Source organism: Priestia sp. ABM2_011, assembly GCF_056158845.1.
The window spans coordinates 800,028-825,165 of the sequence record NZ_JBSWUB010000001.1 but is presented as its reverse complement, the minus strand read 5'-3'; the positions used below and the strand labels follow the sequence as shown (position 1 = coordinate 825,165).

Here is a 25,138-nt window from a genome sequence, read left to right as displayed (position 1 = left end):
TGTTTGTACTACTATGTATACGAGCTTATTTGCATTTTAGACCAGCTCAAACAAGTTTTTGGCCACAAAAAAAACCGAGCTTAATATGCTCGGTTTTAAAGCTTGATATGCTCAACATTATATACAGGGTGCTCAAACCATTTAGATGCAATAGATTGAAACAGTTCTGTTGAGCCTGTTGTATAGAAGTAGTGTTCGGGCTCCATGCTTCTAGGAGCTAGTAAATTGCTATAAGAAAGAATGGCACTTACCTCTATTGCCGTTTCTTCACCAGAACTGATTAACTGAACTCGAGGCCCAATTGCTTCTTGAATAACTGGCTTTAATAACGGATAATGCGTACATCCTAAAATAAGGGTATCCATATCTGTATGATAAAAAGGTTTTAATGTTTCTTTTACAATTCGCTGCGCTTCCGGTCCTTCATAATTACCGCTCTCTACAAGAGGTACAAACAAAGGGCATGCTAAATTTTCCACTTCCACTCTCGTATGAAGAGCGCGGAGTGCATGTGTATAGGCTTGGCTTTTAACGGTTCCGTTTGTGCCGATTACGCCTATTTTATGATTTTTAGTTACTTTAAGCGCAGCTCGTGATCCTGGTTCAATGACGCCTATAACCGGAATATCGAGCTGTTCTTGAATTTCATCTAGTACAACTGCCGTAGCCGTGTTGCACGCAATAACAAGCATTTTAATATCTTTATCTACTAAATAATTAGTCATCTCCCATGTGAAAGCTCGTACTTCTTCACTGGGACGAGGACCGTATGGGCAGCGTGCTGTATCTCCAATGTACATAATTTGTTCTTTCGGAAGCTGTCTCATAATTTCCTTTGCTACCGTTAATCCGCCCACACCTGAATCTATAACACCAATTGGTCTACTCAAAACAATCGCCTCATTTTTCTTTCATTTCATCATGTAATTTTCGTAACGTTACTCGTAAAACTTCTGTTTCACTAGGAGAGAAGTTTGCCAGTACGCCATTTAAATACGTTTGTCGCTTTTCAATTACTTCTTCGATAACACGTGCTCCTTCAGGAAGCAAATGAATACGCACTACGCGGCGGTCTTTCGGATCTTTGACCCGAACCACCAACTTATTTTTTTCCATACGATCTACTAAATCTGTCGTTGTACTACAAGCGAGAAAAATCCGATTTGATAAATCGCCAATCGTCATATCTCCACGTTCAAACAGCCACTGCAAAGCAATAAACTGAGGTGGCGTAATCGTATAGTCTTCTAAAATTTCTCTTCCTTTTTGCTTCACAATAGCTGCAATATGTCGAAGTGACTTTTCTAATTCTGCCACTGTATCCTCATTATTTTTTGCTGTCATACCGTAATCCTTTCCACCTATAAGTCTTATTTTCTATTATTTCTTTCAGTTAAACCCGTCTCTATTGTTTCTCTTTTCTATTTTATATTGTGCTCTTTTTTCGGTGATTTTTCAAGGTTAACATGAGGATTCTACAACGTTCAGCATTAAAAAACAGCTGCTCCATAAAAGGAGCAGCTGTTTCTATTAATTATTGATATACAGCTCGAAAACTGAGCTGAAATCTTTTGTTGTGTAGGCTGTTTTTTTATCTAATAACCAAGAAAACGCGGCTTCGTTAATTTCTTTAAATTCACCAGCAACACTTCCACTTGTATTTCTTGTACTGCTTAGCGTAGAAGAAGCTAGCTGAATGCTTTGTTTAGCAAAATCGAGCGCAATTTCATTTTCACGCGTTATTTCAGACATTTTAAACAGCGCTTTATATAAATCTTTTACCTCTTCTATATGCTTTTTGTGTACATCGATAGAAAAAGTTTCCGAGCCAATTTTAAATTTAATTTCCACATCTAAATCGACAGTTCCAGCCGTTTCTAGCATTACGTTTGAAATGTGATTTGTGCTGTAGTTATAGCGGCGAAGCATTCGCTTTTTACTTGTAGCACTTGTTCCATCAAGGTGAATGAGCGCTTTATTGGTAAAGCAATATTCATCTGACTTTGATTTGATTAGAAAATAAATTTTTTCTTGTTCTTCATGCATAACGTAATCGTCTGCATCTACCTTGTCATAATCAACTGGCTTAATAACAGAACCAATATCACTTAGCCCCAATACATCAGCAGCTACTTTTCCAAACATTTCCCCATCTCCCTTTTAAAAACGATTGTGTTATTTTCATGCTTTAAGTGTACTGTGCAAATGAGGGGATGTAAATAAAAAAAGGAGCTTCTTTAAAAGAAGCTCCACATTTATTAAAACAACAAATTTAAAATCATATAGATAAGTGCAGCTAATGAAGCTGAAATTGGCAACGTGATAACCCATGTAATCACCATGCGCTGTGCAGTTCCCCATTTTACACCTTTCACTCGGTGAGCAGAACCTACACCTAAGATAGAAGATGAAATAACATGAGTAGTACTGACAGGTAGATGAATAAACGTTGCTCCAAAGATAATGGCAGCACCCGTTAAGTCCGCAGCTACTCCATTAACAGGACGAATTTTCATAATTTTACCGCCGACGGTTTTAATGATTTTCCATCCACCAATTGACGTTCCAAGCCCCATTGCGACCGCACAAGCCAGCTGTACCCACCACTGAATCTCAGTACCGCTTTGCATATTGTTAGCAATAAGCGCTAGCGTAATGATACCCATTGCTTTTTGCGCATCATTCGTACCGTGTGTGTAAGATTGTAGAGCTGCAGTCAGGATTTGAACGCGGCGAAAACGCTTATTCGTTTTCGTCAAGTTATGGTTTTTAAACGTTAGCTTGATAATCGTATAGACAATATAACCTACTACAAAGGCTAGAACTGGTGAAATTAGAAGGGCTTCAATGATTTTGATGAAACCTTTGTAATTTAAAGCACCAAATCCAGCAGCTGCAATAGCTGCTCCTGCAATCGATCCAATAATTGCATGAGAAGAACTACTCGGGATACCGAAATACCATGTGATTAGGTTCCACGCGATAGCAGAAATTAATGCTGCTAAAATAACGACAGAACCATTTTGAAGCGTATAAGGATCAACGATATCCTTTGTAATCGTTTTGGCTACGCCCGTAAACGTCATAGCCCCGACAAAGTTCATGGTTGCGGCTAAAAGAATTGCATGTCGCGGTTTTAAAGCTTTGGTTGAAACAGAAGTCGCAATGGCATTAGCTGTATCGTGAAAGCCGTTGATAAAGTCAAAACCAAGTGCACCAACTACAATTAGAATGGTTAATATTAGCATTGAATCCATTATACTATAGCCCCGTTACGCATTCTTCATAATAACTGATTCTAAGTTGTTCGCAACCGTTTGACAATAATCCGCGATTTCTTCTAGCGTTTCATAAATTTCTTTATATTGAATAACTTTAATTGGATCTTTACATGTTGCAAATAATTGTTTTAGTGCACGACGATATAATGTATCACAATGTGACTCATACTCTTTAATTTTAATTGCATGCTCACTAATTTGAAGAAGCTTTTTCTCAGACAACAAATTAATAGTAATTAAAATTTCTTCAGCACAGCCTTGAATATTTTTAACAAATTCAGCTACATATTCATCAAATGTCGTAATTGAATGAATTTCCATTAAAGCAGCAAAGCTATCGATGCCATCAAGTACATCATCCATGCTCATCGCTAGCTGTAAAATATCTTCACGCTCAATTGGAGTAATAAATGCTTTGTTCAACTCAGTAATCACTGTATGCACGTATTTATCACCTTTTGATTCATACGCTTTTAAAACGTTGGCAAATTCCTTTAGGTCAGATACATTTTGAAGTTCAAAGCTGCCTAAAAACTCCGCTGAGTCCTTAATATTTTGGGCAATGTCCATTAACATTTCAGAAAACTTGTCTTTTTTTCTTTTGATCACGTTGCAATCCTCCATCCAATTTATCGAAACTTTACCACTCGTTTTTTCTCTCTATCTTTTTATATGTGTTCTAGTTTCTTTTTTCATTTAAAGTAATGGATAAAACCTAGCTGTTCATTACTATAACGAGAGAAACCACCTCTCTTGTGTATCAAAAAATTCTAAAAAAACAAACGTTTACCAGAGCAAAAGTCCCAAAATGTGGTTCTTTCACCTATAGGTTATGCGATTCATTTTTTTACGCCAAGTCAAAAATTACTCCTATTATTGTTAATTGTCAATAACTTTTCAAACACATTTTTTTAGGCTTCTTTACAATACATTAACAATAATACGTTGATTCCTTTTAAAATAAGGGTTTTAAGAGTTTGTATAAAATTGGGATTTACAAAAACTTAACATTACTCCCCTTGTGTAAATAATAAAAGCCAGCTCTTTTAGAACTGGCTTTTATTATTTACTTATTATATTGCTGAAATACATTTTTTACTTTCGGCACGACGTAATGACTTCCGCCTTTATCCTCTACCCCTTCAACCATCATTGAAACGAGTAAGTTTTTCTGTTTTGTGTCCACAGCTACAAACCATCCGTTTTCCTGCCCTTTTTCACCTTGAGTTTTCTTTAGCTCTGCTGTTCCCGTTTTTCCAGCCAAGGTTAACCCATCTATCTTTGCTGCATGACCCGTACCGTTTTTATCTTCAATGACATCAACTAAATCATTTTGAATTAATTGCGCCGTTTCTTTAGATATTACTTGTTTTTTCCATATTCCACTCTCATCACCGTTCATAAGAATAGGCTTTACTATATTTCCATCGTTTACAATCGATGTATACATCAATGCCAAGTGGAGAGGATTCACTTGCAGTTTCCCCTGGCCATAGCCAGAGTTTGCTAATACTCCCTCATCTTTAATATCTTGATCACCTGCAATTTTAGACGTTTCAAAAGGATAATTAACAGGCAATTTTTGATTAAACCCAAACTGTTTTAAACCACTGTTAAATTTGTCTAAACCTAGCTTCAAAGCAGTCTGCGCAAAATAAATATTATCAGATGTAACATAAGCATCACGTAAATTAACATTCGGTTTGCTGCCCACTCGTGTTACGTAGAAATTTCCCCAGCTTTTATCTTTCTGCCATTTCTTCCCGCTGATTGATATACTTTCATTTGGATTTAGCACGTCTTCATCAACCGCTAAAGCTCCGGTGACTAACTTAAATGTAGATCCCGGAGAATACGTTTTGGTAAAACGATTCATTAACGGCTTATTAGGATTCGTTGAAAGGGATTGATACGTATTAGCATCGATTCCAAAAGAAAAAGAATTCGGATCAAAAGCTGGCGTGCTTACAAGACCTAATATTTCTCCCGTTTTAGGTTGAAGAGCAGTAGCTACTCCTTTTTCATCTTTTAACTGTTCATAAAGGGATTTTTGAACATTCGTGTCTACCGTAACCTGAATGCTTTCCCCGTCTTTTGGATTCACTTTTGCAATTTCATTCTTTTTATTATCATCTTTATCTACAGTATAAATCGTGACGCCGTCTCGAGCACGAAGCTTATCTTCATACAAAGACTCTAAGCCAATCATTCCAGCTTTAGACTGAGCATTATAACCTTCATCTTTATGCTCTTTTAAATATTCCGCTGTGACAGGCGCAACGTATCCAACTAAATGAGCACACGCTTCTTCACAAGGATATACGCGCGCATTTACCTTTTTTTGTTGAATGCCTTCTACTTTTTTCAAAGAATTCTCTAAATTAGAGGCGTCTTTTTGACTAACTGTTTTAATAGGAACAAATTGATTCTCTTTCACCCAAGAAGCGCTCAGTGCTTGATTAATACTTTTTTCCGAAAGAGCAAGAGTCTTGCTTAATTGTCGTATCGCTTGCTCGCCGCCTTTAGAAAACTGCTGGGGAACAACTCCAACTTGAATCGCTTCTCCGTTTTGAGCTAAATATTTCCCTGAACGATCCATAATTTCTCCACGCACAGCTGACTGAGTAGCTACTCTTACTTGCTCTCCTTGCTCAAGTCCTTTAAAAATCATATTAGGCTTCCAATTAATATACCAATTCTCTGTATCCCCTTGTTTTTCTTGAACCACAGCAGCATTTTCTTTAAATGAGATTTCACCGGCTACAGAGTTCATGTTTACTTCAAAAGGTAAAACAGCTTTATGGTCTTTTATTTCTAAGTCTTCTATTTTACTTGCCTTCACTTTAAGCTTGTCCGCTTCAATTGCATCATAGATATTTTTATATCGATTTACAAAGTCTTTTTCTGAAATCGTCTTTTTAGCATCTTTAGACAAGTATCCATACATACCTTCAAAATCTTCTTTATTCCACATGGCTACATATTTATCAAATCGATTCTGTGCTTTCTGTTGATCATTTGAGCAACCGGCAGTTATGAGTAAGAGAATTGCCATAATAAAAAATAGCCACCCAATTCGTCTCATGATGATTTTCCCCCTTTTTTCAATACCATTTCTATCATATAAAATTTTACATAAACTTTCCATCAGAAAGTTACACCCAGGAATTAATTGGTATTACAACCCACTTAATTTACATATCGACAAAAAAATCAATAGGTAAATAAGAAAAAAATTGAACATTTTGTGAATATTTTGTGTCTTTTTTGGAAAGTATTTGATATAATAAGTGTAAGAAGAAAAAGAATAGGAGGCGACTAAAATGAGAAGATTCTTACAGTTTTACTTTATGTTTAGTTCTCTGTTCTGTTTTGGAAGCGTTTTCGTCCTACTTATGTCTCAAGAATATTATTTTGCACCGTTATTCCTCACACTGGGCTGTTTAAATATTTTTCTCTTTAAAGTATATATTCAAGAAAGTCGAAAAGATAAACAAGCTGCACCTGAAAAACCAAAACCAACAATTTAACGGACTCGTCTCTCGGCTGAGATGAATGTAAAAGAAGAACCGGTGAAAAATTCACCGGTTCTTCTTTTACGAGGTTGAAGCTTTTGGAAACCTATCGTTTGCAATAATCTCACCGATGCTTTCACTCTTTCCTTCACCCTCATCAATATTTAAAAGCGGGAACAATAACTCTCCTACGTGATAAGCTTCTTCTAAATGCGGATAGCCTGATAAAATAAAAGATTCAATTCCTAAAGCTTCATATTCTTTTATTCGTTTCGCTATATTTTCAGCACTGCCTACCAGGGCAGTTCCTGCACCTCCCCGGACGAGCCCCACACCTGCCCATAAGTTAGGGCTAATCGTAAGTTCCTCTCGGGTTCCTCTATGAAGGCTCGCCATTCGCTGCTGCCCAACTGAGTCATACCTTGCAAAAGTACGCTGTGCAGCTTGAATTGTGTCGTCGTCCAAATGCTGAATTAATCGATCGGCTGCTTCCCAAGCTTCTTCTTCCGTTTCCCGTACAATAATATGCAAACGAATCCCAAACTTAACGGTTCTGCCTTCTGCTTCTGCTTGCTTTCTCACAGCCGTTATTTTTTCTCTTACTTGTTCAGGAGGCTCTCCCCACGTTAAATACACGTCAGAATGTTTTGCTGCAACTTTTTGTCCTGCGGGTGAAGATCCGCCAAAATAAATAGGTGGAGAAGGTTTTTGAACAGGTGGATACAACAGCTCACTGTTCTCTACATGAATATGTTTTCCTTCATAATTAACCGTAGCTCCAGCCAATAACCCTTTCCACACATCTAAAAATTCATCCGCAGCTTCATAACGTTCATCATGTGATAAGAAAAGGCCGTCTCCGGCTAATTCTGCTGGATCTCCTCCTGCTACTACGTTAACTAGTAAACGACCGTTTGAAATTCGATCAAGAGTCGAAGTCATGCGCGCTGCCACGGAAGGAGCCATAATGCCCGGACGTACAGCTACTAAAAATTTCAAACGCTCTGTTTCAGGTATAAGTGAAGCAGCCAATAGCCACGGGTCTTCGCATGATTTCCCCGTTGGAATCAGAACTCCTTCAAATCCTAACCGGTCAGCTGCTTGAGCAACTTGCCGAAAATATGAATAGTCTGCTGAACGACCTCCTCGATTTGTCCCTAGATATCTTCCATCTCCATGGGAAGGAATAAACCATAACATTTTCATGATTCAACACTCCTTTTCGTTTGTTCTAGATGATATTCAAGCTCTTTTAATGAACGTTTAATTCTCGCTTCTGCTTCTTCCGCAATAAACTCAATTTCATTTTCTTTCGTATAGGCCACCTCAGAATCAACAATATAAACTCCATGAATAAGAGCAGTAGCTCCTAAAACGGATAATGTCGGCTTAAATACATAATCAAGAGCCAGTAGATGAGCAATGGTTCCCCCTGTAGCTATCGGCAGCACGGTTTTATTGTGCAAACCTTTTTCAGGTATTAAATCTAAAAATGTTTTTAAGATTCCTGTGTAGCTAGCTTTATAGATTGGGCTGACAATAATAACGGCATCAGCATCTGCCACTTTCTTTTGAGCTTCTTGAATCGCAGGGCTAGAAAAGTTAGCATATAGTAAGTCTTCAGCTGGTAAATCGCGGACATGCACGGTTTTTACTTCATGTTTTTCATTTTGCAGATATGCTGCAATATACTCACTTAAAGCAGCTGACCTTGATTGTTTTGAAGGGCTTCCCGTAATAATTGTAAACTGACTCATTATCATCTCTCCTTTTAACTTATAAAACTGATAGATTTACAAGGATTAATAAGTATATAAATCCTTCTTTTATTTTTCACCTGCGTAGCTGTCTCTCCATTTAAGAAGACGCTTTTCTAATACTCGGACAAATGAATCAGTTAATTTGCCTACAACAGCAAAAATGATAATTCCGACAAAAACTACATCTGTTTGAGAAAACTGCCTAGCATCCATAATCATATATCCTACACCTTCACTTGCTCCCATTAATTCAGCTACTACCAGTCCGAGCCATGCAATACCTAAAGACAATCGGACACCAAGTAAAATATTAGGAAGAGCGGCTGGTAAAATGAGTTTCGTGATTTGTTTCCATTTACTAAATTGCAGAACACGCGCAACATCAAATAATTTCGAATCAACGCCGCGAATGCCTAAATACGTATTAACATAGATTGGGAAAAACGCACCGTTTGCAATTAGCAATATCTTTGAAATTTCCCCAAAGCCAAACCATAAGATAAATAAAGGAGCCAAGGCAAGGTGAGGAACAGTTCTAAGCATTTGAATGGATGGATCCATATAGTGCTCCGTTTTCTTTGAGAAACCGACAATAACACCAAATAGTAAACCTAGACCAGCTCCAACGGCAAAACCTATGGCAGCACGTAAAATACTGATTTGAAGATTAGCTCCGAGTTCTCCCGATACGATGAGCTGTTTGAAAGAAAGTACAATATCAACAGGTGTAGGAAGAACGGTTTTAGATACATAGCCTGCAGAACCAATGATTTGCCACACGACGATAAGCAAAATTGGCACGACGAGAGAACGAAGGAAAATTCCCTGCTTATTTTTCGCTTCTTCCTTTCTTTTTTTCACTTGTTGCAAGTGAGCTGCTGAAGACTGGACATGTCCTGAAACCACGGATGTTTTACTCATTTTCATCACCTCATTTTTCTTTTAATGCTTTTTCAATAAATGAATTATCAACGACATCTCCCGTATCAATTTTCTTTTTAATAACGCCTAAAGATTGTTGAAAATCAGCTGTTCGCTGTTGTTCTGCAATAATTTCTTTAGAGGTTGGGCGATTATAGGCAGGATTATTTTTTAACACTTGTCTTACTACGTCTTTATCTAGATTTTTTTGTTTTGCTAGAATATCCACAGATTCTTCAAAATGTTCGTTTTGCCATTCAAGTGCTTTTTGATAAACTTGTAAAAACTTAACGACTAACTCTGGATGATCTTTTGCAAAGCCTTCTCTTACAATAGTAAAGCCTGGTGAAGCAACCTTTAACGAATCGCCGTCTGCTAAAATACGAGCTTCATTTTTTAAGTTTTGCAGGGAGATAAACGGTTCCCAAATTGACCATGCATCCACTGACCCATTTTCAAATGCTGGCTGAGCTTCGTCTGGCTGAAGCTGAATAATCTTTACGTCACTTGGCTTTAACCCATTTTGATCAAGAGCTCTGTACAATAAGTTAAAACCGCTGCTGCCTTTGGCAACCGCAATCTTTTTACCTTTTAAATCTTTTACGCTTTTAATCTTGCTGTTTTTTCCTACTAAAATAGCATTTCCTTTTAATCCGTCGCTCGAATTAGCAATTTCTAAAAATGGAATATCTGCCCCTTGACCAGAAATAACCGGTGAGTTTCCAACTTGGCCGAAATCCAAGTGTCCAGATGCTAACCCTTCAAATTGCGGAGGACCGCTTTGAAACTCTGTCCATTTAACGTTTACACCTATTTTTTTAAATTCTTTTTCAAACCATTTTTGGTTTTGTGCCAGCATTAAAGGTCCTAGGCTTTGTTGAATGCCAATATTGATCGTAACGTTTTTCGAATCTTCGCCGCTCGCTTTTTCTTTCGTCCCGCACCCAGCCAATGCGAGAACAAGTACAATAGCTGCAGTTAAAAGTAGCTTTTTCATCTGTTCTGTCTCCTTCTCTGTCTGATTGAATCTTTAATGTTCTCCTGCTTCTTCAAATTCTTTCAGCACTTGCTGCCTTAGCTGCTGAAAAGGTAGTTCTGTCTTTTTTCGCGGATGACTAATTTCTACTGGAACAACCCGACTAATTTCTCCTGGTCTGGCACTCATAATCACAATTTTAGTTCCTAAGTAAATGGATTCATCTAAATCGTGGGTAACAAAAATCATGGTTGTTTTTTCTTTTTTCCATATGTCTAACAGCACATCTTGCAGATGAGTGCGAGTAAAAGCATCCAACGCACCAAACGGTTCATCTAACAATAAAACCTCTGGATTTCTTAAAAGAGCACGCGCAATCGCAACTCGTTGAGACATCCCCCCAGATAGTTCTCGAGGATAAGCTTTTTCAAATCCTTTCAGCCTGACAATATCAATTAGCTCATCTACGCGGCGCCGAACGTTCGAATCTTTCAGCGATAAGTCAGCCGCTATATTTTGCTCCACATTAAGCCACGGGAACAAGCGGTGTTCTTGAAAGATCATTCCTTGTTTAATGCTAGGTCCGGCTATGTGCTTCCCGTTGATTTCAATGCGCCCTTCATAATCTATATCAAGTCCAGCGATCATTTTAAGCAGCGTACTTTTTCCGCATCCGCTCGGACCAATAATGGTAATAAATTCACCTTTATTAATCGTAAGATTTACATTTCGCAATGCTTGAGTTACTTGTTCTCCTTTTTGAAATGAGCGGTTAACCGATTGAATCACGACACTCACAGCAATTCCTCCTCCTTGAATTTTTAAATCAAAAGCTATTTCACCTAAAAACATAAAAGCTCCTACCTAAAAAAGGTAGGAGCTTTCGGTTGACCGATCAGCCCGTTGCTATAGTTAACTGATTTGTTATTGGATTATTTTGAATTTTATCATATTAATCCGATTTGTCAACTGTGTTTTATATATTTTATCCATTAGATTCTTGAGGATTTGGTTTTTTCCATTTAAATATTGAGTTTAAAAATCCGTATATATGCTTAGACTCCTTCGTTAACAAAGGACCAATAATAGCTAAAATCAATACATAAAGCGCAGCGAATGGCTGAAGGATGGCCGATAATCCTCCTTCAATTCCGATGTTAGCCATAATGATTGAAAACTCACCTCGTGACATGATTGTTAATCCAATATTGGTAGAAGCCTTGTGTGACAGCCCGCTTTTTCTTCCTGAAATCATACCGGCTGTAAAGTTACCAATAATCGTAAGCGCAACTGCTCCAAGGGCAAGCCAGCCTGCATCCCAGAGCGTGAGAGGATCAATACTTAATCCGAAGCTGAAGAAAAAGATGGCTCCAAAGAAATCACGAAACGGTACGACAAGATGTTCAATCCGATCGCGATGTTCTGTTTCAGAAAATACAAGCCCAAGCAATAATGCTCCAATTGCTTCTGCCACGTGAATTGTTTCTGAGAAGCCTGCCACAAAAAACAATACCGCAAAAACGACGATTATAAAGATTTCATTCGATGAAATATTTAAAAGTTTATTTAGTAGAGGCGTAGCTTTTCGAGCAATGATAAAGAACAGCATCATATAGCCAAACGCAATTAAAATAGATGTTAAAGATCCAGCAAGCGATCCGTGGTCTCCAAGCACCAACCCTGAAACGACAGAAAGATAAACCGCTAAGAAAATATCTTCAAACATGATGATCCCTAATATCAATTCCGTTTCTGGATTTGCCGTTCGTTTTAAATCAACCAATACTTTTGCGACAATTGCGCTGGACGAAATCGTAATAATTCCAGCGATAATCAGCACTTCAAGAAGAGGATTTCCTGTCAGGTATCCATACAATAATCCTAAGGTAAAGTTAATTAAAATATAAATAGATCCTCCCACCGCGATGGACTTACCTGATTTAATTAACTTTCCAACTGAAAATTCTAACCCTAAATAAAAGAGTAAAAAGAGAACTCCAATTCTCCCCATAAATTCAATAATCTCTTGGCTTTCAATAAACTTTAAACTGAATGAGCCAAACTCAGGAGCATGGGGACCAACCGCCATGCCCAGCAGAATGAGGAATGGAATAATCGTAAATTTAAATTTATGTGCTAGTATAGCCGCTAAAGCGACTAGTAACAAAGCTGTCCCAACTTCAAATACTAAATGATCCAATTATGAACTACCTCCTTGTGAAAGCAATTCTTTAATGAGCGTTTTTAAATTTCCTCTTTCACCAGAGATGACAAGCGTATCTCCTTCTTCAATTAACGTATCTGGTCCTGGGGTGGATAATTTTTTTTGCGTGTTTTTAATGACAGCGATGATTGTGACATCATAGTTGCTGCGAACGTCAATTTCGCCAATTGTTTTACTGTGAGCTTTGGCCTGTTTTTCAACTTTGTACCATTCAATCACTAAGTCATTGAATGCCACTTCAATGGTTTCCATTGCTTTTGGCTTGTAAATCATGCCGCCTAAAATTGCAGCTAGCTGTCTTGATTCCGTATCTGTTAACGTAATGTCAAAAATGCTTTCTTCTAAATCTTTTTGATCGAAGTGGTAGATTTCGCGTCGTCCATCATCATGAATAATAACGACCACACGGTTTCCTCCGCTTGTCTCAATTTCAAATTTACGGCCGATTCCTGGTAATTCCGTTTCTTTAATCATCATTGAATGATCACTCCTATAAAGTTTTTAAGAAGAATATTAAATTTTCATTGCATTATTTGTATAGAAAATCCCCATGACAAATAAGCCTAAGAATAGTAGGTAATTTTAGGTTTGAAGAAAAGGCTGCTGAAATTTCAACCTTTTTTATTTAATTGAGGTAACTTGATTGAAAGATTTTTGGATAAAAAAGTGTTTTCTTGAGGAAAAAATACGCAATTTGATGCGTCGGAATGATGAGCTTGGTACTCACCCATACTAAAGCAAAAGTTACTATCACACTTTGTATTAGAGATCCTATTTGTTTGACGCTGTGCTTAGCTCCTGGAGACATGTGCACGATATCCGTGTAATGCTGTACCGAACTTTTTGTGACCTTTACTTTTTCAAAGTCATTATCAATAAATTTATCTGGCAAACTCGCAAAAGGCAAGCAGAATATCATGCATAATAATACCCCTAACCATACATTTTTCATCATCTCACCTCTCTTTCTTTTGAAGTAGTATCTCCTTACTTAAAAGTATACGTACTCTGAAATTCAATTTCAAGCAATAAGTTTCTTTTATAAAGATTTACCTTTTTTATAATATTTTCTTAATGATATTCTTTTTAGATACATATGCGATACTTAAAAAAATATACAAAAAGCTGGCTTTCTAAAAAGAAAGCCAGCTCATGTTATAGTTCAAGTTCTCCCATTCGAAGGAGTTCTACGACTGCTTGAGAACGCCCCTTGACTCCAAGCTTTTGCATCGCATTAGAAATATGATTTCGAACTGTTTTTTCGCTAATGAATAGTTCACTCGCGATTTCTTTTGTTGTTTTGTCCTGTACTAAAAGCTCGAATACTTCTCGTTCACGCTTTGTAAGTAGCGGTTTAGGTTGAAACTCTTTTTCTTTCAATGTAACCCTCCTTGCCTGATCCTGAGTTGAACTATCGGATGGGTGTAAATTTAGTCAACATATCTTATGTGCGGTATGCCTACGCGGTTACTAGTTTTAGAAAAAATATGCAAAAAACTCTTTTTTACCTTTGAAAAAGAAAAAAAGCCTGAAGAAAGAGCCTTCAAGCCATTTTTATATAGTCGATAAACACCTTTTCATCTCTTCATTCCAAGGCACGCTTTTTCCTGTTTCTTTAGAAATTTGCACCATTGTTCCTCTCCCCGTGAGTACAACCTCTCCTTGCTCATTTTGAATCATATAGTGTAAATCAACCGAAGAACGTCCGATTTTATGGGCCTTTACAAAAACAGCTAGCACGTTGCCAAAATACACTTGTTTGACATAGTCGCACTGCAAATCAGCCACCACCGGTATCGTTCCCTCATACTCACTCGTCCACTTTTGCATAAAGCCAATATGGTGAAAGAATTCCGTACGTATTTGTTCAAAATAAACAAAAGGAACCGTATTATTTAAGTGCCCAAACATATCTGTTTCCGAAAATCTTACCTTGATTTTCTGCTTAAACGAAAATGACTCTTTCCAGTGATCCATGTCTTCAATATACGAAATATTATTCATCTGTATTTCCTCCGTTCGTCATAGACAAAATAAAACCTCTCCACGTGGAGAGGTTTTGAGTGGTTATACTTGATCGCTACCAAAGAAACTTCTGAATGCTTGAATTGTTGTGTCGCGGTTCAAAGCTGCGATTGAAGTAGTCAATGGAATTCCTTTTGGACATGATTGAACGCAGTTTTGAGAGTTCCCGCAGTTCGCTAGCCCTCCATCACCCATAATCGTCTCTAAACGTTCTCCTTTATTTAACGCACCGGTTGGATGGGCATTAAACAAGCGAACTTGAGAAAGCGGTGCTGGACCGATGAAGTTTGACTTGTCGTTTACGTTTGGACAAGCTTCTAAGCAAACGCCGCATGTCATACACTTGGATAACTCATACGCCCACTGACGTTTCTTTTCAGGCATACGCGGTCCTGGTCCTAAATCGTATGTGCCATCGATCGGAACCCAGGCTTTTACTTTTTTCAGTGAATCAAACATACGGCTGCGGTCTACCTGCAAGTCACGAACAACAGGGAATGTTTTCATTGGCTGCAAGCGAATCGGCTGTTCTAGTTTATCAACAAGAGCTGTACATGACTGACGAGGTTTACCGTTGATAACCATTGAACAGGCTCCACATACTTCCTCTAAACAGTTCATTTCCCAGTTTATCGGAGCAACCTCTTTACCTGAAGCATCAACAGGGTTACGTCTGATTTCCATCAGTGCTGAAATAACGTTCATATTCGGACGATACGGAATTTCAAACTCCTGATTGTAAGGAGCAGATTCAGCTGAATCTTGACGTGTAATAATGAAGCGCACTGTCTTTTGGACTGTTTGTTGTTCACTCATTGATTAACGAACCCCCTCTTGTTGTTTTTTTGGTTTTTCATCTTTTTTCTTTGTGTAGTCGCGCTTACGCGGTTTGATTAACGATACGTCTACCTCTTCATAATGGAAAGAAGGAGCCGTTTTCTTATCAACGAAAGATGCCATTGTTGTTTTTAAGAATTCTTCATCGTTACGATCTGGGAAATCCGGCTTATAATGAGCACCGCGACTTTCGTTACGGTTGTAAGCTCCAAGCGTTACAACACGTGAAAGCTGGAGCATGTTTTGAAGCTGACGAGTAAATGTTGCCGCTTGATTACTCCATTTAGCCGTGTCATTAATGTTAATACGATCATAGCGTTCAATTAATTCTTGAATCTTTTCATCTGTTTTTAACAGTTTGTCATTGTATCGTACGACTGTCACGTTGTCAGTCATCCATTCCCCTAGCTCTTTATGAAGAACGTATGCATTTTCTGTACCTTGAAGATTCATGATATTGTTCCATTTCTCTTCTTCTTCTTTCACATGACGATCATATACGCTTGAAGAAATAGCATCTGCGCTCTTTTCTAAACCATTGATGTATTCAACGGCTTTAGGACCAGCAACCATACCGCCATAAATAGCTGACAATAATGAGTTTGCTCCTAAACGGTTCGCTCCGTGCTGCGAATAATCACACTCACCAGCTGCGAACAAGCCAGGGATATTTGTCATTTGATCGTAATCCACCCATAAACCGCCCATTGAATAGTGTACGGCTGGGAAAATCTTCATTGGTACTTTGCGCGGATCATCGCCCATGAATTTTTCATAGATTTCGATGATACCTCCAAGTTTAATGTCTAGCTCTTTTGGATCTTTATGTGAAAGGTCCAGATAAACCATGTTCTCTCCGTTAATTCCTAACTTCTGCGCTACGCAGACGTCAAAAATTTCACGAGTTGCAATATCACGAGGTACTAAGTTACCGTATGCCGGATATTTTTCTTCTAAGAAATACCAAGGTTTACCGTCTTTATATGTCCAAACGCGTCCGCCTTCTCCACGAGCAGATTCACTCATAAGACGAAGCTTATCATCTCCCGGGATAGCAGTTGGATGAATTTGAATAAACTCTCCGTTTGAATAGTATGCACCTTGCTGATACACGATAGATGCCGCTGAACCTGTATTAATAACTGAGTTCGTCGATTTTCCAAAGACAATACCAGGTCCACCTGTAGCCATAATAACCGCATCAGCTGGGAACGTTTTAATTTCCATTGATTTTAAATTCTGTGCAGAAATTCCGCGACAGCTGCGCTCATCATCAAGAACAGCACCTAAGAATTCCCATCCTTCGTACTTTGTCACAAGTCCGGCAACTTCATAGCGACGAACCTGCTCATCTAATGCGTACAATAACTGTTGACCCGTTGTTGCTCCAGCAAAAGCCGTACGGTGATGCTGCGTTCCGCCAAATCGTCTGAAGTCTAACAAACCCTCAGGAGTACGGTTAAACATAACACCCATACGGTCAAGTAAGTGAATAATACCAGGAGCTGCTTCACACATTGCTTTTACAGGTGGCTGGTTGGCTAAAAAGTCTCCGCCATACACTGTGTCATCAAAGTGTTCCCATGGTGAATCTCCTTCACCTTTCGTATTTACGGCTCCGTTGATTCCACCTTGCGCGCAAACTGAGTGAGATCTTTTTACCGGAACTAGTGAAAATAAATCTACTTGCTTGCCAGACTCAGCAATTTTTATTGTTGCCATCAAGCCAGCTAAACCGCCACCGACTACGATGATTTTTCCGTTACTCATCGGAACCCCACTCCTTCAAAACCTTAATTTTATGCAAATGCGAATAATGTACGAACACCTACGAATGTAAGTGCTAAGAAGATTGCTAATGTCACATAAGTTGAAATTCTTTGAGAACGTGGTGTTACAGTTAACCCCCAGCTAACTCCAAATGACCATAGACCGTTTGCAAAGTGGAAGATCGTAGATACAACACCAACTATGTAGAATGCAAACATTGCTGGGTTGCTTAAAATTCGTTCCATCATTTGAAAATCTACTTCTTTTCCAAGCGCAGCTTGTATTCTGGTTTCCCATACGTGCCATGTGATGAAGATAAGTGTGATTACACCTGAAACACGCTGAAGGATAAACATCCAGTTACGGAAAAATCCATAGTTGTTAACGTTTGTTTTAGCAGTGAATGCGATGTAAAGACCGTATATTGCGTGAAAAACGATTGGTAAGAAAATAATGAAAATTTCTAGAGCATAGCGGAAAGGTAAGCTCTCCATGAAGTGAGCTGCTTGATTAAATGATTCTTCTCCCTTTGTCGCGAAATGATTCACAACTAAATGCTGTGTTAAGAAAATCCCGATTGGTATTACTCCAAGTAGTGAATGGATTCTCCGATATTGAAACTCTCTGTTTGCCGCCATCTGCGTAGACCCCCCTTAGTTAAATGAACATAGTTTGTGAAGAACTTTCTTACTCCCACTAGACAAATAGATTAATCGTGAATACAGGAAATGAAAACCTTTGCATTTCCTAATAAAGTATGTGACAGGTTAATTTTACTCCCATCGATTAAGAGCGTCAAGGCAAGATGTTTAAATCTTCTATAAAATATAAATTTATAAAATTTTATATTTGTTAACGCTTACTACATTGATGTTAAAGATTTTTTCTTTCTATTATAATATCGCTTGCCACAGTTAAGTAAGCGTTTACTTTATACTTTTATTGTAAACAAGTTCACAAAACATTTACACAGGTAAAAGTACCCTTTTAAAAGTAATTTTATGGATTTTTTATCTTTACATCTAACTCTTTTTACCATAATAAAGATCCTCTTACATTTTATTAAAAAAATGCGTGAGAGGTTTTTTAGATTTGTATATAATAGTAGTAAAGAAAGAGGGGAAAGCATGAGCAATTTACAAACAGAATCACAGCAAGAACTTGAAGAGACGATGGAAACATTAGAACCTAATGCCGCAGCTGAAACAGAGAGAGCTCTTGATCACGTTCCATATTTTGGATACAGTCTTTTGCGTGACGTGTTGATTCCAGAGCTTCTTGGAGACGAAACGAATACCATCTCATACTGGGCAGGAAAACACCTTGCGCGTAAATATCCATTAAATACAATGGATGAAATCGTCGCTTTTTTTAAAGCAGCTTCCTGGGGAACACTGACGCTTGCCAAAAAAGATAAATATTCACTAGAGCTTGAGTTATCAGGTGATGTGGTCAGCAAAAGATTTCAGCAGGAAACTTGTTCATTTCATCTTGAGTCAGGATTTGTGGCTGAACAGATTCAGCGTCAAAACAACTGCCTAACAGAAGCCTACTTAACACCTAAAGAAAAGAACGGAAAAGTGCTGATTTCCGTGCAGTGGGACCGAAAAGATATCTTACCTACCGAAACCCGTGCGGAGCGTTATAAAAAGTAAGAAATACGTATATATAAAAGACGTGGAGATACCACGTCTTTTTTCTCTTCTTTATACTTGCACTGCCTGCTGCTCTTCTAATTCAAATGCTACGTGAAGCGTCTCAACAGCTTTTACCATATCAGCATGCGGTACAACTGTAGATACTTTAATTTCAGACGTGCTGACCATCTTCACTTCAATTTTCTCTCCTGCCAGCACTTCAAACATTTCGGCTGCAACACCTGGATTAGAAATCATGCCAGATCCCACAATCGATACTTTAGCCAGACCGCTTTCATGTTCAATACGCGTATACCCCAAAGTAGATTTATACTCTTTTAAGACGGCAAGAGCAGCTTCTACGTCTACAGTTTTAATAGAAAATGAGATAGAGAGGCGATTATTAGCCGTTACGTTTTGAATAATAATATCCACGTTTAACTGTTCTTTTGCTAATGCTGTAAAAATAGTAGAAAGAGTTTGTAACTCGTTGTTTAACCCTTCAATTGTCACCCGTGAAATATTATCTTCAAACGCAATTCCTCTTACGACTAAGTTTTGTTCCATTGAAACTTCCTCCTCAACAATCGTTCCATTCTCGTTTTCTAAGCTTGAACGCACTTCTAGCGGTACCTGATAATTTTTTGCAAACTCAACAGCGCGCGGATGCAGCACCCCTGCTCCTAAATTGGCTAATTCTAACATTTCGTCATATGAAATAGAATGAAGTTTACGAGCATCTTCTACGTAGCGCGGATCCGTCGTAAACACTCCTGTTACGTCTGTATAAATATCACATTTTGCAGCTTTTAGTGCCGCGGCAAGAGCTACTGCCGTCGTGTCAGAGCCGCCTCGACCTAATGTTGTAATGCTTCCATCTTCTGAACAGCCTTGGAATCCAGCTACTACTACGATTCGACCTCTATCTAATTGGCTTTGAATACGAGTCGTGTCAATGTGCTGGATTCGTGCATTGCTGTGAACTGCTTCTGTCTGGATACCAGCTTGCCAACCTGTTAGCGAAGTGGCTTCATGACCTTTGAATTGAAGAGCCATTGTTAACAGGGAAATCGTTACTTGTTCTCCAGTTGTAAGAAGCATATCCATTTCGCGTTTACTTGGACTGTCCGTAATATCACTTGCTAATTTCACCAGTGCATCTGTGGTTTTGCCCATTGCCGATACAACAACTACTACTTGGTTACCGCGCTCTGCTTCTTGAATAACACGGTTTGCTACATGTTGAATACGTTCAACAGAACCAACAGATGTTCCACCAAATTTTTGAACGATTAATGCCATAATTTTGTTCATTCCTTTTCAATAAATTTGCATATGCAGGATGATGAGAAGCTAAATTTTTTTACTCAGACAATAAAAAAAGCAATGAGATGAGCTCTCATTGCTTAACGAACGAAAATTATAAAACATAACCGTCCACTGCCGTGAGATAGCTCTCCAAGAATCTACATCTTGACAATCCTACGTTTATTCAACGCAGAACCAGCAATCATTACTATGAGGTAATGTTCACTTCGGCAAATTTCCCTTTCCGCATCGTTCATAAGGGCTCATACCCTTCCTGATGCGTACTGATTAAATTTGCACCTCTATCTTCACTTCATTTGATGAAGTGTCGTATGAAATTAGTTAATAGCTTATCAAATATTTTCTATTATTTCAAGACTATTTTTGCAATGTTTCATAAATTTTTTCAGCAATGTTCTGAGGAACACCTGAATTTCGAATATCTTCAATCGTTGCTTCTTTCAATTTTTTCACCGAACCAAAATGCTTTAACAAAGCTTTTTTACGCTTTTCTCCCACTCCCGGAATGTCGTCCAGAACTGACTGAAAAGCGGACTTAGAGCGCACTTGACGGTGGAAGGTAATCGCAAAGCGGTGAACTTCATCTTGAATTCGCTGAAGCAAATAAAATTCTTGACTATTGCGTTCAAGCGGTATGATTTGAGGAGGCTCACCAATCATCAGATTGGAGGTTCTGTGCTTATCATCTTTGACAAGACCTGCTGTAGGCACTAAAAGTCCCAATTCATTTTCGAGAACGTCCTGTACTGCAGCTAAATGCCCTTTGCCTCCATCTACAACAATTAAATCCGGAAGCGGAAGACCTTCTTTTAATGCTCTGGAATACCGTCTGCGAACGACTTCCCTCATGGAACTGTAATCATCTGGTCCCTTTACCGTCTTAATTTTATATTTGCGATATTCTTTCTTTTCCGGTTTCCCATCAACAAAAACAATCATCGCAGAAACTGGGTCTGTTCCTTGAATATTTGAGTTATCAAATGCTTCAATCCGATAAGGAGCGGCAATTCCAAGCTCTTCTCCTAACCGTTCAACTGCGCCAACTGTACGCTCTTCATCTCGTTCAATTAAATAGAATTTTTCACCGAGCGCAATTTTTGCATTTTTACACGCAAGTTCTACTAATTCTTTCTTTTTGCCTCGCTTTGGATGCTGAACCTCTACTTCTACTAACTTCTCAGCTAACTCTGCATCAATCGTTGCTGGAACCATCACTTCTTTTGGCTTAATATTTTTGGCATAAAACTGACCGATAAAAGTTAAGAAATCTTCTTCTGGCTCTTTATAAAAAGGAAACATAGAAACTTCTCGCTCAATTAATTTCCCTTGGCGAATAAAGAAAACTTGAACACACATCCAGCCTTTATCGTAAGAATAGCCAAACACATCTCGATTAACAAAATCATTAAACGTTACTTTTTGCTTTTCCATTGTCGCTTCGATATGAGCAATTTGATCTCGGTATTCTTTAGCCCGTTCAAAGTCAAGTTCTTCTGAAGCTTTTAACATTTTTTCAGTTAACTCTGTTTTGACATGCTCATATCCACCATTTAAAAACCGCGTGATATTTTCAATAATTTGTTTGTTTTGCTCTTCTTTTACCTCTTTTACGCAAGGAGCTAGACATTGCCCGATATGGTAATACAAACAAGGCCTATCTGGCATAGTGGAGCACTTTCTTAACGGATAAATGCGATCAAGAAGCCGCTTTGTTTCATTTGCTGCTTGAACATTAGGATAAGGACCGAAGTATTTCCCTTTATCTTTTTTTATTTTTCTTGTAATAACAAGTCGGGGCTGTTTTTCAGCTGTAATCTTAATAAACGGATAGCCCTTATCATCTTTAAGCATAATATTGTATTTTGGGTCATGCTTTTTAATTAAATTCATTTCTAAAATAAGCGCTTCTAAATTAGAAGATGTGACGATATATTCAAAGTCGACAATGTCGTTTACAAGTCGAAGCGTCTTTCCGTCATGAGATCCGGTAAAGTAGGAACGTACTCGATTTTTTAATACTTTTGCTTTTCCTACGTAAATGACCGTTCCATATTTATCTTTCATCAAGTAACAGCCGGGCTGATCCGGTAAAATAGCCAGCTTTTCTTTTAAATAATCGTTCATACTTTTCTCCTTCCTCTTCTCTTACTCTGTCCATCTATACAATCGCTTATGAAGCGTAACCTACATTCTTTCCTGTCTTAATACATGTACATAAGCTGGATTTATGGCGGTGTTCCTTACATCTAGTATAAAACAAACGAACGCATATTCGCTAAATAAAAGTATTCCCAAAAGAGAAAAAGTGGAGAAAAAGAAAAAAACCTAGCCTGAGCTAGGTTTTGACTTACGCGTGTTTATTAATTAATTCTGTTAATGCTTCTTTTGGTTGGAAACCAACTACTTGATCAACTTTCTCTCCATCTTTGAATAATACTAAAGTTGGGATACTCATAACACCAAATTTTCCAGCTGTTTCTTGATTTTCATCAACGTCTACTTTTACGATTTTAACTTTATCGTTAAGTTCGCCATCAATTTCTTCAAGAACTGGAGCAATCATTTTACAAGGGCCACACCATGGTGCCCAAAAGTCAACAAGCACTAGGCCTGATTTAATTTCATCTGTAAAGTTTTTATCTGTAGCATGTGCAATAGCCATTTTAATTCCTCCTAAATATATGCAATATCCAAATTCTACTCACAGTATATCACCTTCAAATAAGGTTTGCTAACTTTTTGCTTACATTTATACTGTTTATTCTCCGCTCTAGTTTGTACAATTTGCCTAAAAATATGCGTAGAAAATTTCGTTTCCCATGAGGCTGAGACCTGACTAAATGAATCCAAAGACGAACAAATAGTATACATGGGTTGAACCGCTTGCGACACCGCAGTTGATTTCCATGCAAGACTTCGCTTTTCTAGCAGGAGTCTTCGCCTTGCCCTCCAATCACCTGCTAGAAAGACCTACCCTGCGTTTACCCTAACAAAAAAACGAACCACTAATCAAAAATCTTGATCAACGGTTCGTTCTTCACTTCGTCTCAAATACTTTTGTCCGAGAATCTTACGCAGACTGTACTTTCAGCTTTTTAAATTCTTCCGTTAGCAGAGGCACTACTTCAAATAAATCTCCAACGATTCCGTAGTCAGCTACTTTAAAAATATTCGCTTCAGGATCTTTATTGATTGCAACAATAATTTTTGAATTTGACATACCTGCCAAATGCTGAATAGCACCTGAAATTCCGCAGGCAATGTATAAATCTGGTGTGACTACTTTGCCCGTCTGACCGATTTGAAGAGAATAGTCGCAGTAATCTGCATCGCACGCTCCGCGAGACGCTCCAACAGCTCCATTTAACACGTCCGCTAGTTCTTGGAGAGGTCCAAAACCTTCCGTGCTTTTTACACCTCGACCACCTGCAATCACGACTTTTGCTTCGGACAAATCAACCCCTTGCGTTGCTTTGCGTACGACTTCTTTTACAACAGTACGCAGGTTTTTGATTTCAACATTTAAATCCTCTACATCACCTGTACGCCCCTCATCTTTTGCAAGCGGTGAAATATTATTTGGACGAATCGTGACAAACGTAAAAGCATCGGTCATGATTTTCTTCTCAAATGCTTTACCAGAATAAATTGGGCGAGTGAAGACTACTTGATCCCCTCCCACTTCTACATCCGTCACATCCGAGATAAGTCCTTTGTCTAAGCGAGCTGCCAGTTTTGGCGCTAGATCTTTGCCAAGAGCCGTATGCCCAAATACGATAGCTTCAGGCTGTTCACTTTCAATGATGGCTAATAATGCCTGAGCGTAACCATCCGATGTGTAAGCAGCTAAATCTTCGTGCTCCGTCACAACAACTTTATCTGCTCCGTATGCAATAAGTTCTTCACTTAAAGATTTTACGTCCTTTCCTACTAACGCTGCAATAATTTCTCCCCCGTCAGCTACAGTAGACGCTGCGGAAATCGCTTCAAACGATACGTTTCGTAATCCCCCATCACGTGCTTCTCCAAGAACTAACACTTTGCGTCCCATTACAATACCCCCATTGTTTTGACTTTTGACTTATTAAATGACTTTTGCTTCCTTATGCAGTAAATTGACCAGCTCTGTTACTTGATCTTTTATATCTCCTTGTAATACGCGCCCCGCGTCTTTTTTCGGAGGTAAATAAATTTCAATTGTCTTTGTTTTTGCTTCTACATCATCTTCATCTAAATCTAAATCGTCTAATTCCACTTCAACCAACGGTTTCTTCTTCGCTTTCATAATCCCTGGAAGAGATGGATAGCGAGGCTCATTAAGTCCCTGCTGAGCTGTTACTAAAAGAGGAAGCGACGTTTCAATAACTTCCGAATCTCCTTCCACATCGCGTACAACCGTCACTTTTTCACCTTCAATATCCAGCTTTGTAATCGTTGTAATATAAGGGATTTCTAACTGTTCTGCTACGCGCGGTCCCACCTGGCCTGAACCTCCGTCAATCGCTACGTTTCCTGCTAAGATTAAATCAGGAGATTGCTCTTTTAAGTACTGTGCCAGCAGCCTAGAAGTCGTGTACTGATCGCCATCTTCTATGTCATCTTCCGTATTGATTAAAACCGCTTTATCTGCTCCCATAGCCAAAGCTGTTCGGAGTTCTTTTTCTGATTCTTCCCCTCCTACACTCACGACCGTAATCTCTCCGCCATGCTTTTCCTTTAGCTGAATAGCCTCTTCAACTGCATACTCATCGTAAGGATTAATAATAAATTCAGCTCCATCTTCAACAATTTGACCATTTTTTAGTGAAAGTTTCTCCTCTGTATCGAACGTTCTTTTTACTAACACATAAATATTCATTCAAT

Annotated in this window: 26 protein-coding genes and 1 riboswitch; of the genes, 2 read left to right on the top strand and 24 right to left on the bottom strand. The window is 38.4% G+C overall.

Annotated elements, in window-relative coordinates:
* Window positions 1-95: 95 nt before the first annotated feature.
* The 6 genes from racE to ACXAE4_RS04365 all read right to left on the bottom strand — a co-directional run bounded on the left by racE (window position 96) and on the right by ACXAE4_RS04365 (window position 6,366).
* Window positions 96-890 (bottom strand): glutamate racemase, encoded by a 795-nt coding sequence (gene racE / locus ACXAE4_RS04390; protein WP_028411743.1) that lies wholly within the window; start codon window positions 888-890, stop codon window positions 96-98.
* Between the two features lie 10 nt (window positions 891-900).
* Window positions 901-1,344: a MarR family winged helix-turn-helix transcriptional regulator gene (locus ACXAE4_RS04385; protein WP_013059382.1), complete on the bottom strand. Its 444-nt coding sequence runs from the start codon at window positions 1,342-1,344 to the stop codon at window positions 901-903.
* 186 nt (window positions 1,345-1,530) lie between these two features.
* Window positions 1,531-2,145 (bottom strand): PH domain-containing protein, encoded by a 615-nt coding sequence (locus ACXAE4_RS04380; RefSeq protein WP_013059383.1) that lies wholly within the window; start codon window positions 2,143-2,145, stop codon window positions 1,531-1,533.
* Window positions 2,146-2,258: 113 nt separating this feature from the next.
* Window positions 2,259-3,257, bottom strand: a complete 999-nt coding sequence (locus ACXAE4_RS04375) for an inorganic phosphate transporter (protein WP_013059384.1) — start codon at window positions 3,255-3,257, stop codon at window positions 2,259-2,261.
* Window positions 3,258-3,272: 15 nt separating this feature from the next.
* Window positions 3,273-3,905, bottom strand: a complete 633-nt coding sequence (locus tag ACXAE4_RS04370) for a DUF47 domain-containing protein (protein WP_029711160.1) — start codon at window positions 3,903-3,905, stop codon at window positions 3,273-3,275.
* A gap of 442 nt (window positions 3,906-4,347) precedes the next feature.
* On the bottom strand, window positions 4,348-6,366 hold the full coding sequence (locus ACXAE4_RS04365; RefSeq protein ID WP_289578485.1) for a penicillin-binding transpeptidase domain-containing protein: 2,019 nt from the start codon (window positions 6,364-6,366) through the stop codon (window positions 4,348-4,350).
* A gap of 238 nt (window positions 6,367-6,604) precedes the next feature.
* Between ACXAE4_RS04365 and ACXAE4_RS04360 the strand changes: the two genes are divergently transcribed.
* The gene (locus ACXAE4_RS04360) at window positions 6,605-6,811 is read left to right on the top strand and encodes a hypothetical protein (RefSeq protein ID WP_013059387.1); all 207 of its coding nucleotides are present in this window, start codon (window positions 6,605-6,607) and stop codon (window positions 6,809-6,811) included.
* A gap of 66 nt (window positions 6,812-6,877) precedes the next feature.
* Here ACXAE4_RS04360 and ssuD read toward each other — a convergent pair whose 3' ends face one another.
* The 13 genes from ssuD to ACXAE4_RS04295 form a co-directional block, all read right to left on the bottom strand.
* Window positions 6,878-8,002 carry an FMNH2-dependent alkanesulfonate monooxygenase gene (gene ssuD / locus ACXAE4_RS04355; protein WP_289578487.1) on the bottom strand — a complete coding sequence of 375 codons (1,125 nt, stop codon included), beginning with the start codon at window positions 8,000-8,002 and terminating at the stop codon, window positions 6,878-6,880.
* The gene (gene ssuE, locus ACXAE4_RS04350) at window positions 7,999-8,553 is read right to left on the bottom strand and encodes an NADPH-dependent FMN reductase (RefSeq protein WP_028411747.1); all 555 of its coding nucleotides are present in this window, start codon (window positions 8,551-8,553) and stop codon (window positions 7,999-8,001) included. Before ssuE ends, ssuD begins: the two co-directional genes overlap by 4 nt.
* 69 nt (window positions 8,554-8,622) lie before the next feature.
* Window positions 8,623-9,477 carry an ABC transporter permease gene (locus ACXAE4_RS04345; RefSeq protein ID WP_028411748.1) on the bottom strand — a complete coding sequence of 285 codons (855 nt, stop codon included), beginning with the start codon at window positions 9,475-9,477 and terminating at the stop codon, window positions 8,623-8,625.
* Window positions 9,478-9,487: 10 nt separating this feature from the next.
* A complete protein-coding gene (locus ACXAE4_RS04340) occupies window positions 9,488-10,474 on the bottom strand; it encodes an aliphatic sulfonate ABC transporter substrate-binding protein (protein ID WP_028411749.1) in 987 nt (328 codons plus the stop codon).
* A gap of 33 nt (window positions 10,475-10,507) precedes the next feature.
* Complete coding sequence (locus ACXAE4_RS04335) at window positions 10,508-11,305, bottom strand: ABC transporter ATP-binding protein (protein WP_080754460.1); 798 nt, start codon at window positions 11,303-11,305, stop codon at window positions 10,508-10,510.
* 133 nt (window positions 11,306-11,438) lie between these two features.
* Entirely contained in the window at window positions 11,439-12,653 is a 1,215-nt protein-coding gene (locus ACXAE4_RS04330) for a cation:proton antiporter (RefSeq protein WP_028411751.1), read from the bottom strand.
* Window positions 12,654-13,154, bottom strand: coding sequence for a cation:proton antiporter regulatory subunit (locus tag ACXAE4_RS04325; RefSeq protein WP_013085158.1), 501 nt, complete (start codon window positions 13,152-13,154; stop codon window positions 12,654-12,656).
* Window positions 13,155-13,302: 148 nt separating this feature from the next.
* Complete coding sequence (locus ACXAE4_RS04320) at window positions 13,303-13,629, bottom strand: hypothetical protein (RefSeq protein ID WP_028411752.1); 327 nt, start codon at window positions 13,627-13,629, stop codon at window positions 13,303-13,305.
* A gap of 203 nt (window positions 13,630-13,832) precedes the next feature.
* Entirely contained in the window at window positions 13,833-14,057 is a 225-nt protein-coding gene (gerE, locus tag ACXAE4_RS04315) for a spore germination transcription factor GerE (protein ID WP_013059396.1), read from the bottom strand.
* A 174-nt stretch (window positions 14,058-14,231) separates the two neighbouring features.
* Window positions 14,232-14,681, bottom strand: a complete 450-nt coding sequence (locus tag ACXAE4_RS04310; RefSeq protein ID WP_028411753.1) for an acyl-CoA thioesterase — start codon at window positions 14,679-14,681, stop codon at window positions 14,232-14,234.
* A 63-nt stretch (window positions 14,682-14,744) separates the two neighbouring features.
* A complete protein-coding gene (sdhB, locus tag ACXAE4_RS04305) occupies window positions 14,745-15,518 on the bottom strand; it encodes a succinate dehydrogenase iron-sulfur subunit (RefSeq protein WP_013059398.1) in 774 nt (257 codons plus the stop codon).
* A 3-nt stretch (window positions 15,519-15,521) separates the two neighbouring features.
* Window positions 15,522-17,309 carry a succinate dehydrogenase flavoprotein subunit gene (sdhA, locus tag ACXAE4_RS04300; RefSeq protein ID WP_013059399.1) on the bottom strand — a complete coding sequence of 596 codons (1,788 nt, stop codon included), beginning with the start codon at window positions 17,307-17,309 and terminating at the stop codon, window positions 15,522-15,524.
* Between the two features lie 29 nt (window positions 17,310-17,338).
* Window positions 17,339-17,947: a succinate dehydrogenase cytochrome b558 subunit gene (locus tag ACXAE4_RS04295; RefSeq protein WP_028411754.1), complete on the bottom strand. Its 609-nt coding sequence runs from the start codon at window positions 17,945-17,947 to the stop codon at window positions 17,339-17,341.
* 489 nt (window positions 17,948-18,436) lie between these two features.
* Between ACXAE4_RS04295 and ACXAE4_RS04290 the strand changes: the two genes are divergently transcribed.
* Window positions 18,437-18,964 (top strand): YslB family protein, encoded by a 528-nt coding sequence (locus ACXAE4_RS04290; RefSeq protein WP_028411755.1) that lies wholly within the window; start codon window positions 18,437-18,439, stop codon window positions 18,962-18,964.
* 51 nt (window positions 18,965-19,015) lie between these two features.
* Here ACXAE4_RS04290 and ACXAE4_RS04285 read toward each other — a convergent pair whose 3' ends face one another.
* The 5 genes from ACXAE4_RS04285 to ACXAE4_RS04265 form a co-directional block, all read right to left on the bottom strand.
* On the bottom strand, window positions 19,016-20,248 hold the full coding sequence (locus tag ACXAE4_RS04285) for an aspartate kinase (RefSeq protein WP_028411756.1): 1,233 nt from the start codon (window positions 20,246-20,248) through the stop codon (window positions 19,016-19,018).
* A 141-nt stretch (window positions 20,249-20,389) separates the two neighbouring features.
* A riboswitch (Lysine riboswitch) is annotated at window positions 20,390-20,567 on the bottom strand.
* A 65-nt stretch (window positions 20,568-20,632) separates the two neighbouring features.
* Window positions 20,633-22,399 carry an excinuclease ABC subunit UvrC gene (uvrC, locus tag ACXAE4_RS04280; RefSeq protein ID WP_028411757.1) on the bottom strand — a complete coding sequence of 589 codons (1,767 nt, stop codon included), beginning with the start codon at window positions 22,397-22,399 and terminating at the stop codon, window positions 20,633-20,635.
* Between the two features lie 223 nt (window positions 22,400-22,622).
* Window positions 22,623-22,937, bottom strand: a complete 315-nt coding sequence (trxA, locus tag ACXAE4_RS04275; RefSeq protein WP_013059404.1) for a thioredoxin — start codon at window positions 22,935-22,937, stop codon at window positions 22,623-22,625.
* Window positions 22,938-23,345: 408 nt separating this feature from the next.
* A complete protein-coding gene (locus ACXAE4_RS04270; RefSeq protein WP_033579632.1) occupies window positions 23,346-24,326 on the bottom strand; it encodes an electron transfer flavoprotein subunit alpha/FixB family protein in 981 nt (326 codons plus the stop codon).
* A gap of 33 nt (window positions 24,327-24,359) precedes the next feature.
* Window positions 24,360-25,133: an electron transfer flavoprotein subunit beta/FixA family protein gene (locus ACXAE4_RS04265; RefSeq protein WP_016765685.1), complete on the bottom strand. Its 774-nt coding sequence runs from the start codon at window positions 25,131-25,133 to the stop codon at window positions 24,360-24,362.
* Window positions 25,134-25,138: the final 5 nt, after the last annotated feature.

Coding starts and splice junctions, on each gene's coding strand:
- ACXAE4_RS04385 (WP_013059382.1), bottom strand. CDS start 1,344: ATGACAGCAAAAAATAATGAGGATACAGTGGCAGAATTAGAAAAGTCA.
- ACXAE4_RS04380 (WP_013059383.1), bottom strand. CDS start 2,145: ATGTTTGGAAAAGTAGCTGCTGATGTATTGGGGCTAAGTGATATTGGT.
- ACXAE4_RS04375 (WP_013059384.1), bottom strand. CDS start 3,257: ATGGATTCAATGCTAATATTAACCATTCTAATTGTAGTTGGTGCACTT.
- ACXAE4_RS04370 (WP_029711160.1), bottom strand. CDS start 3,905: ATGGAGGATTGCAACGTGATCAAAAGAAAAAAAGACAAGTTTTCTGAA.
- ACXAE4_RS04365 (WP_289578485.1), bottom strand. CDS start 6,366: ATGAGACGAATTGGGTGGCTATTTTTTATTATGGCAATTCTCTTACTC.
- ACXAE4_RS04360 (WP_013059387.1), top strand. CDS start 6,605: ATGAGAAGATTCTTACAGTTTTACTTTATGTTTAGTTCTCTGTTCTGT.
- ssuD (WP_289578487.1), bottom strand. CDS start 8,002: ATGAAAATGTTATGGTTTATTCCTTCCCATGGAGATGGAAGATATCTA.
- ssuE (WP_028411747.1), bottom strand. CDS start 8,553: ATGAGTCAGTTTACAATTATTACGGGAAGCCCTTCAAAACAATCAAGG.
- ACXAE4_RS04345 (WP_028411748.1), bottom strand. CDS start 9,477: ATGAGTAAAACATCCGTGGTTTCAGGACATGTCCAGTCTTCAGCAGCT.
- ACXAE4_RS04340 (WP_028411749.1), bottom strand. CDS start 10,474: ATGAAAAAGCTACTTTTAACTGCAGCTATTGTACTTGTTCTCGCATTG.
- ACXAE4_RS04335 (WP_080754460.1), bottom strand. CDS start 11,305: ATGTTTTTAGGTGAAATAGCTTTTGATTTAAAAATTCAAGGAGGAGGA.
- ACXAE4_RS04325 (WP_013085158.1), bottom strand. CDS start 13,154: ATGATGATTAAAGAAACGGAATTACCAGGAATCGGCCGTAAATTTGAA.
- ACXAE4_RS04320 (WP_028411752.1), bottom strand. CDS start 13,629: ATGAAAAATGTATGGTTAGGGGTATTATTATGCATGATATTCTGCTTG.
- ACXAE4_RS04310 (WP_028411753.1), bottom strand. CDS start 14,681: ATGAATAATATTTCGTATATTGAAGACATGGATCACTGGAAAGAGTCA.
- sdhB (WP_013059398.1), bottom strand. CDS start 15,518: ATGAGTGAACAACAAACAGTCCAAAAGACAGTGCGCTTCATTATTACA.
- sdhA (WP_013059399.1), bottom strand. CDS start 17,309: ATGAGTAACGGAAAAATCATCGTAGTCGGTGGCGGTTTAGCTGGCTTG.
- ACXAE4_RS04295 (WP_028411754.1), bottom strand. CDS start 17,947: ATGGCGGCAAACAGAGAGTTTCAATATCGGAGAATCCATTCACTACTT.
- ACXAE4_RS04290 (WP_028411755.1), top strand. CDS start 18,437: ATGAGCAATTTACAAACAGAATCACAGCAAGAACTTGAAGAGACGATG.
- ACXAE4_RS04285 (WP_028411756.1), bottom strand. CDS start 20,248: ATGGCATTAATCGTTCAAAAATTTGGTGGAACATCTGTTGGTTCTGTT.
- uvrC (WP_028411757.1), bottom strand. CDS start 22,399: ATGAACGATTATTTAAAAGAAAAGCTGGCTATTTTACCGGATCAGCCC.
- trxA (WP_013059404.1), bottom strand. CDS start 22,937: ATGGCTATTGCACATGCTACAGATAAAAACTTTACAGATGAAATTAAA.
- ACXAE4_RS04270 (WP_033579632.1), bottom strand. CDS start 24,326: ATGGGACGCAAAGTGTTAGTTCTTGGAGAAGCACGTGATGGGGGATTA.
- ACXAE4_RS04265 (WP_016765685.1), bottom strand. CDS start 25,133: ATGAATATTTATGTGTTAGTAAAAAGAACGTTCGATACAGAGGAGAAA.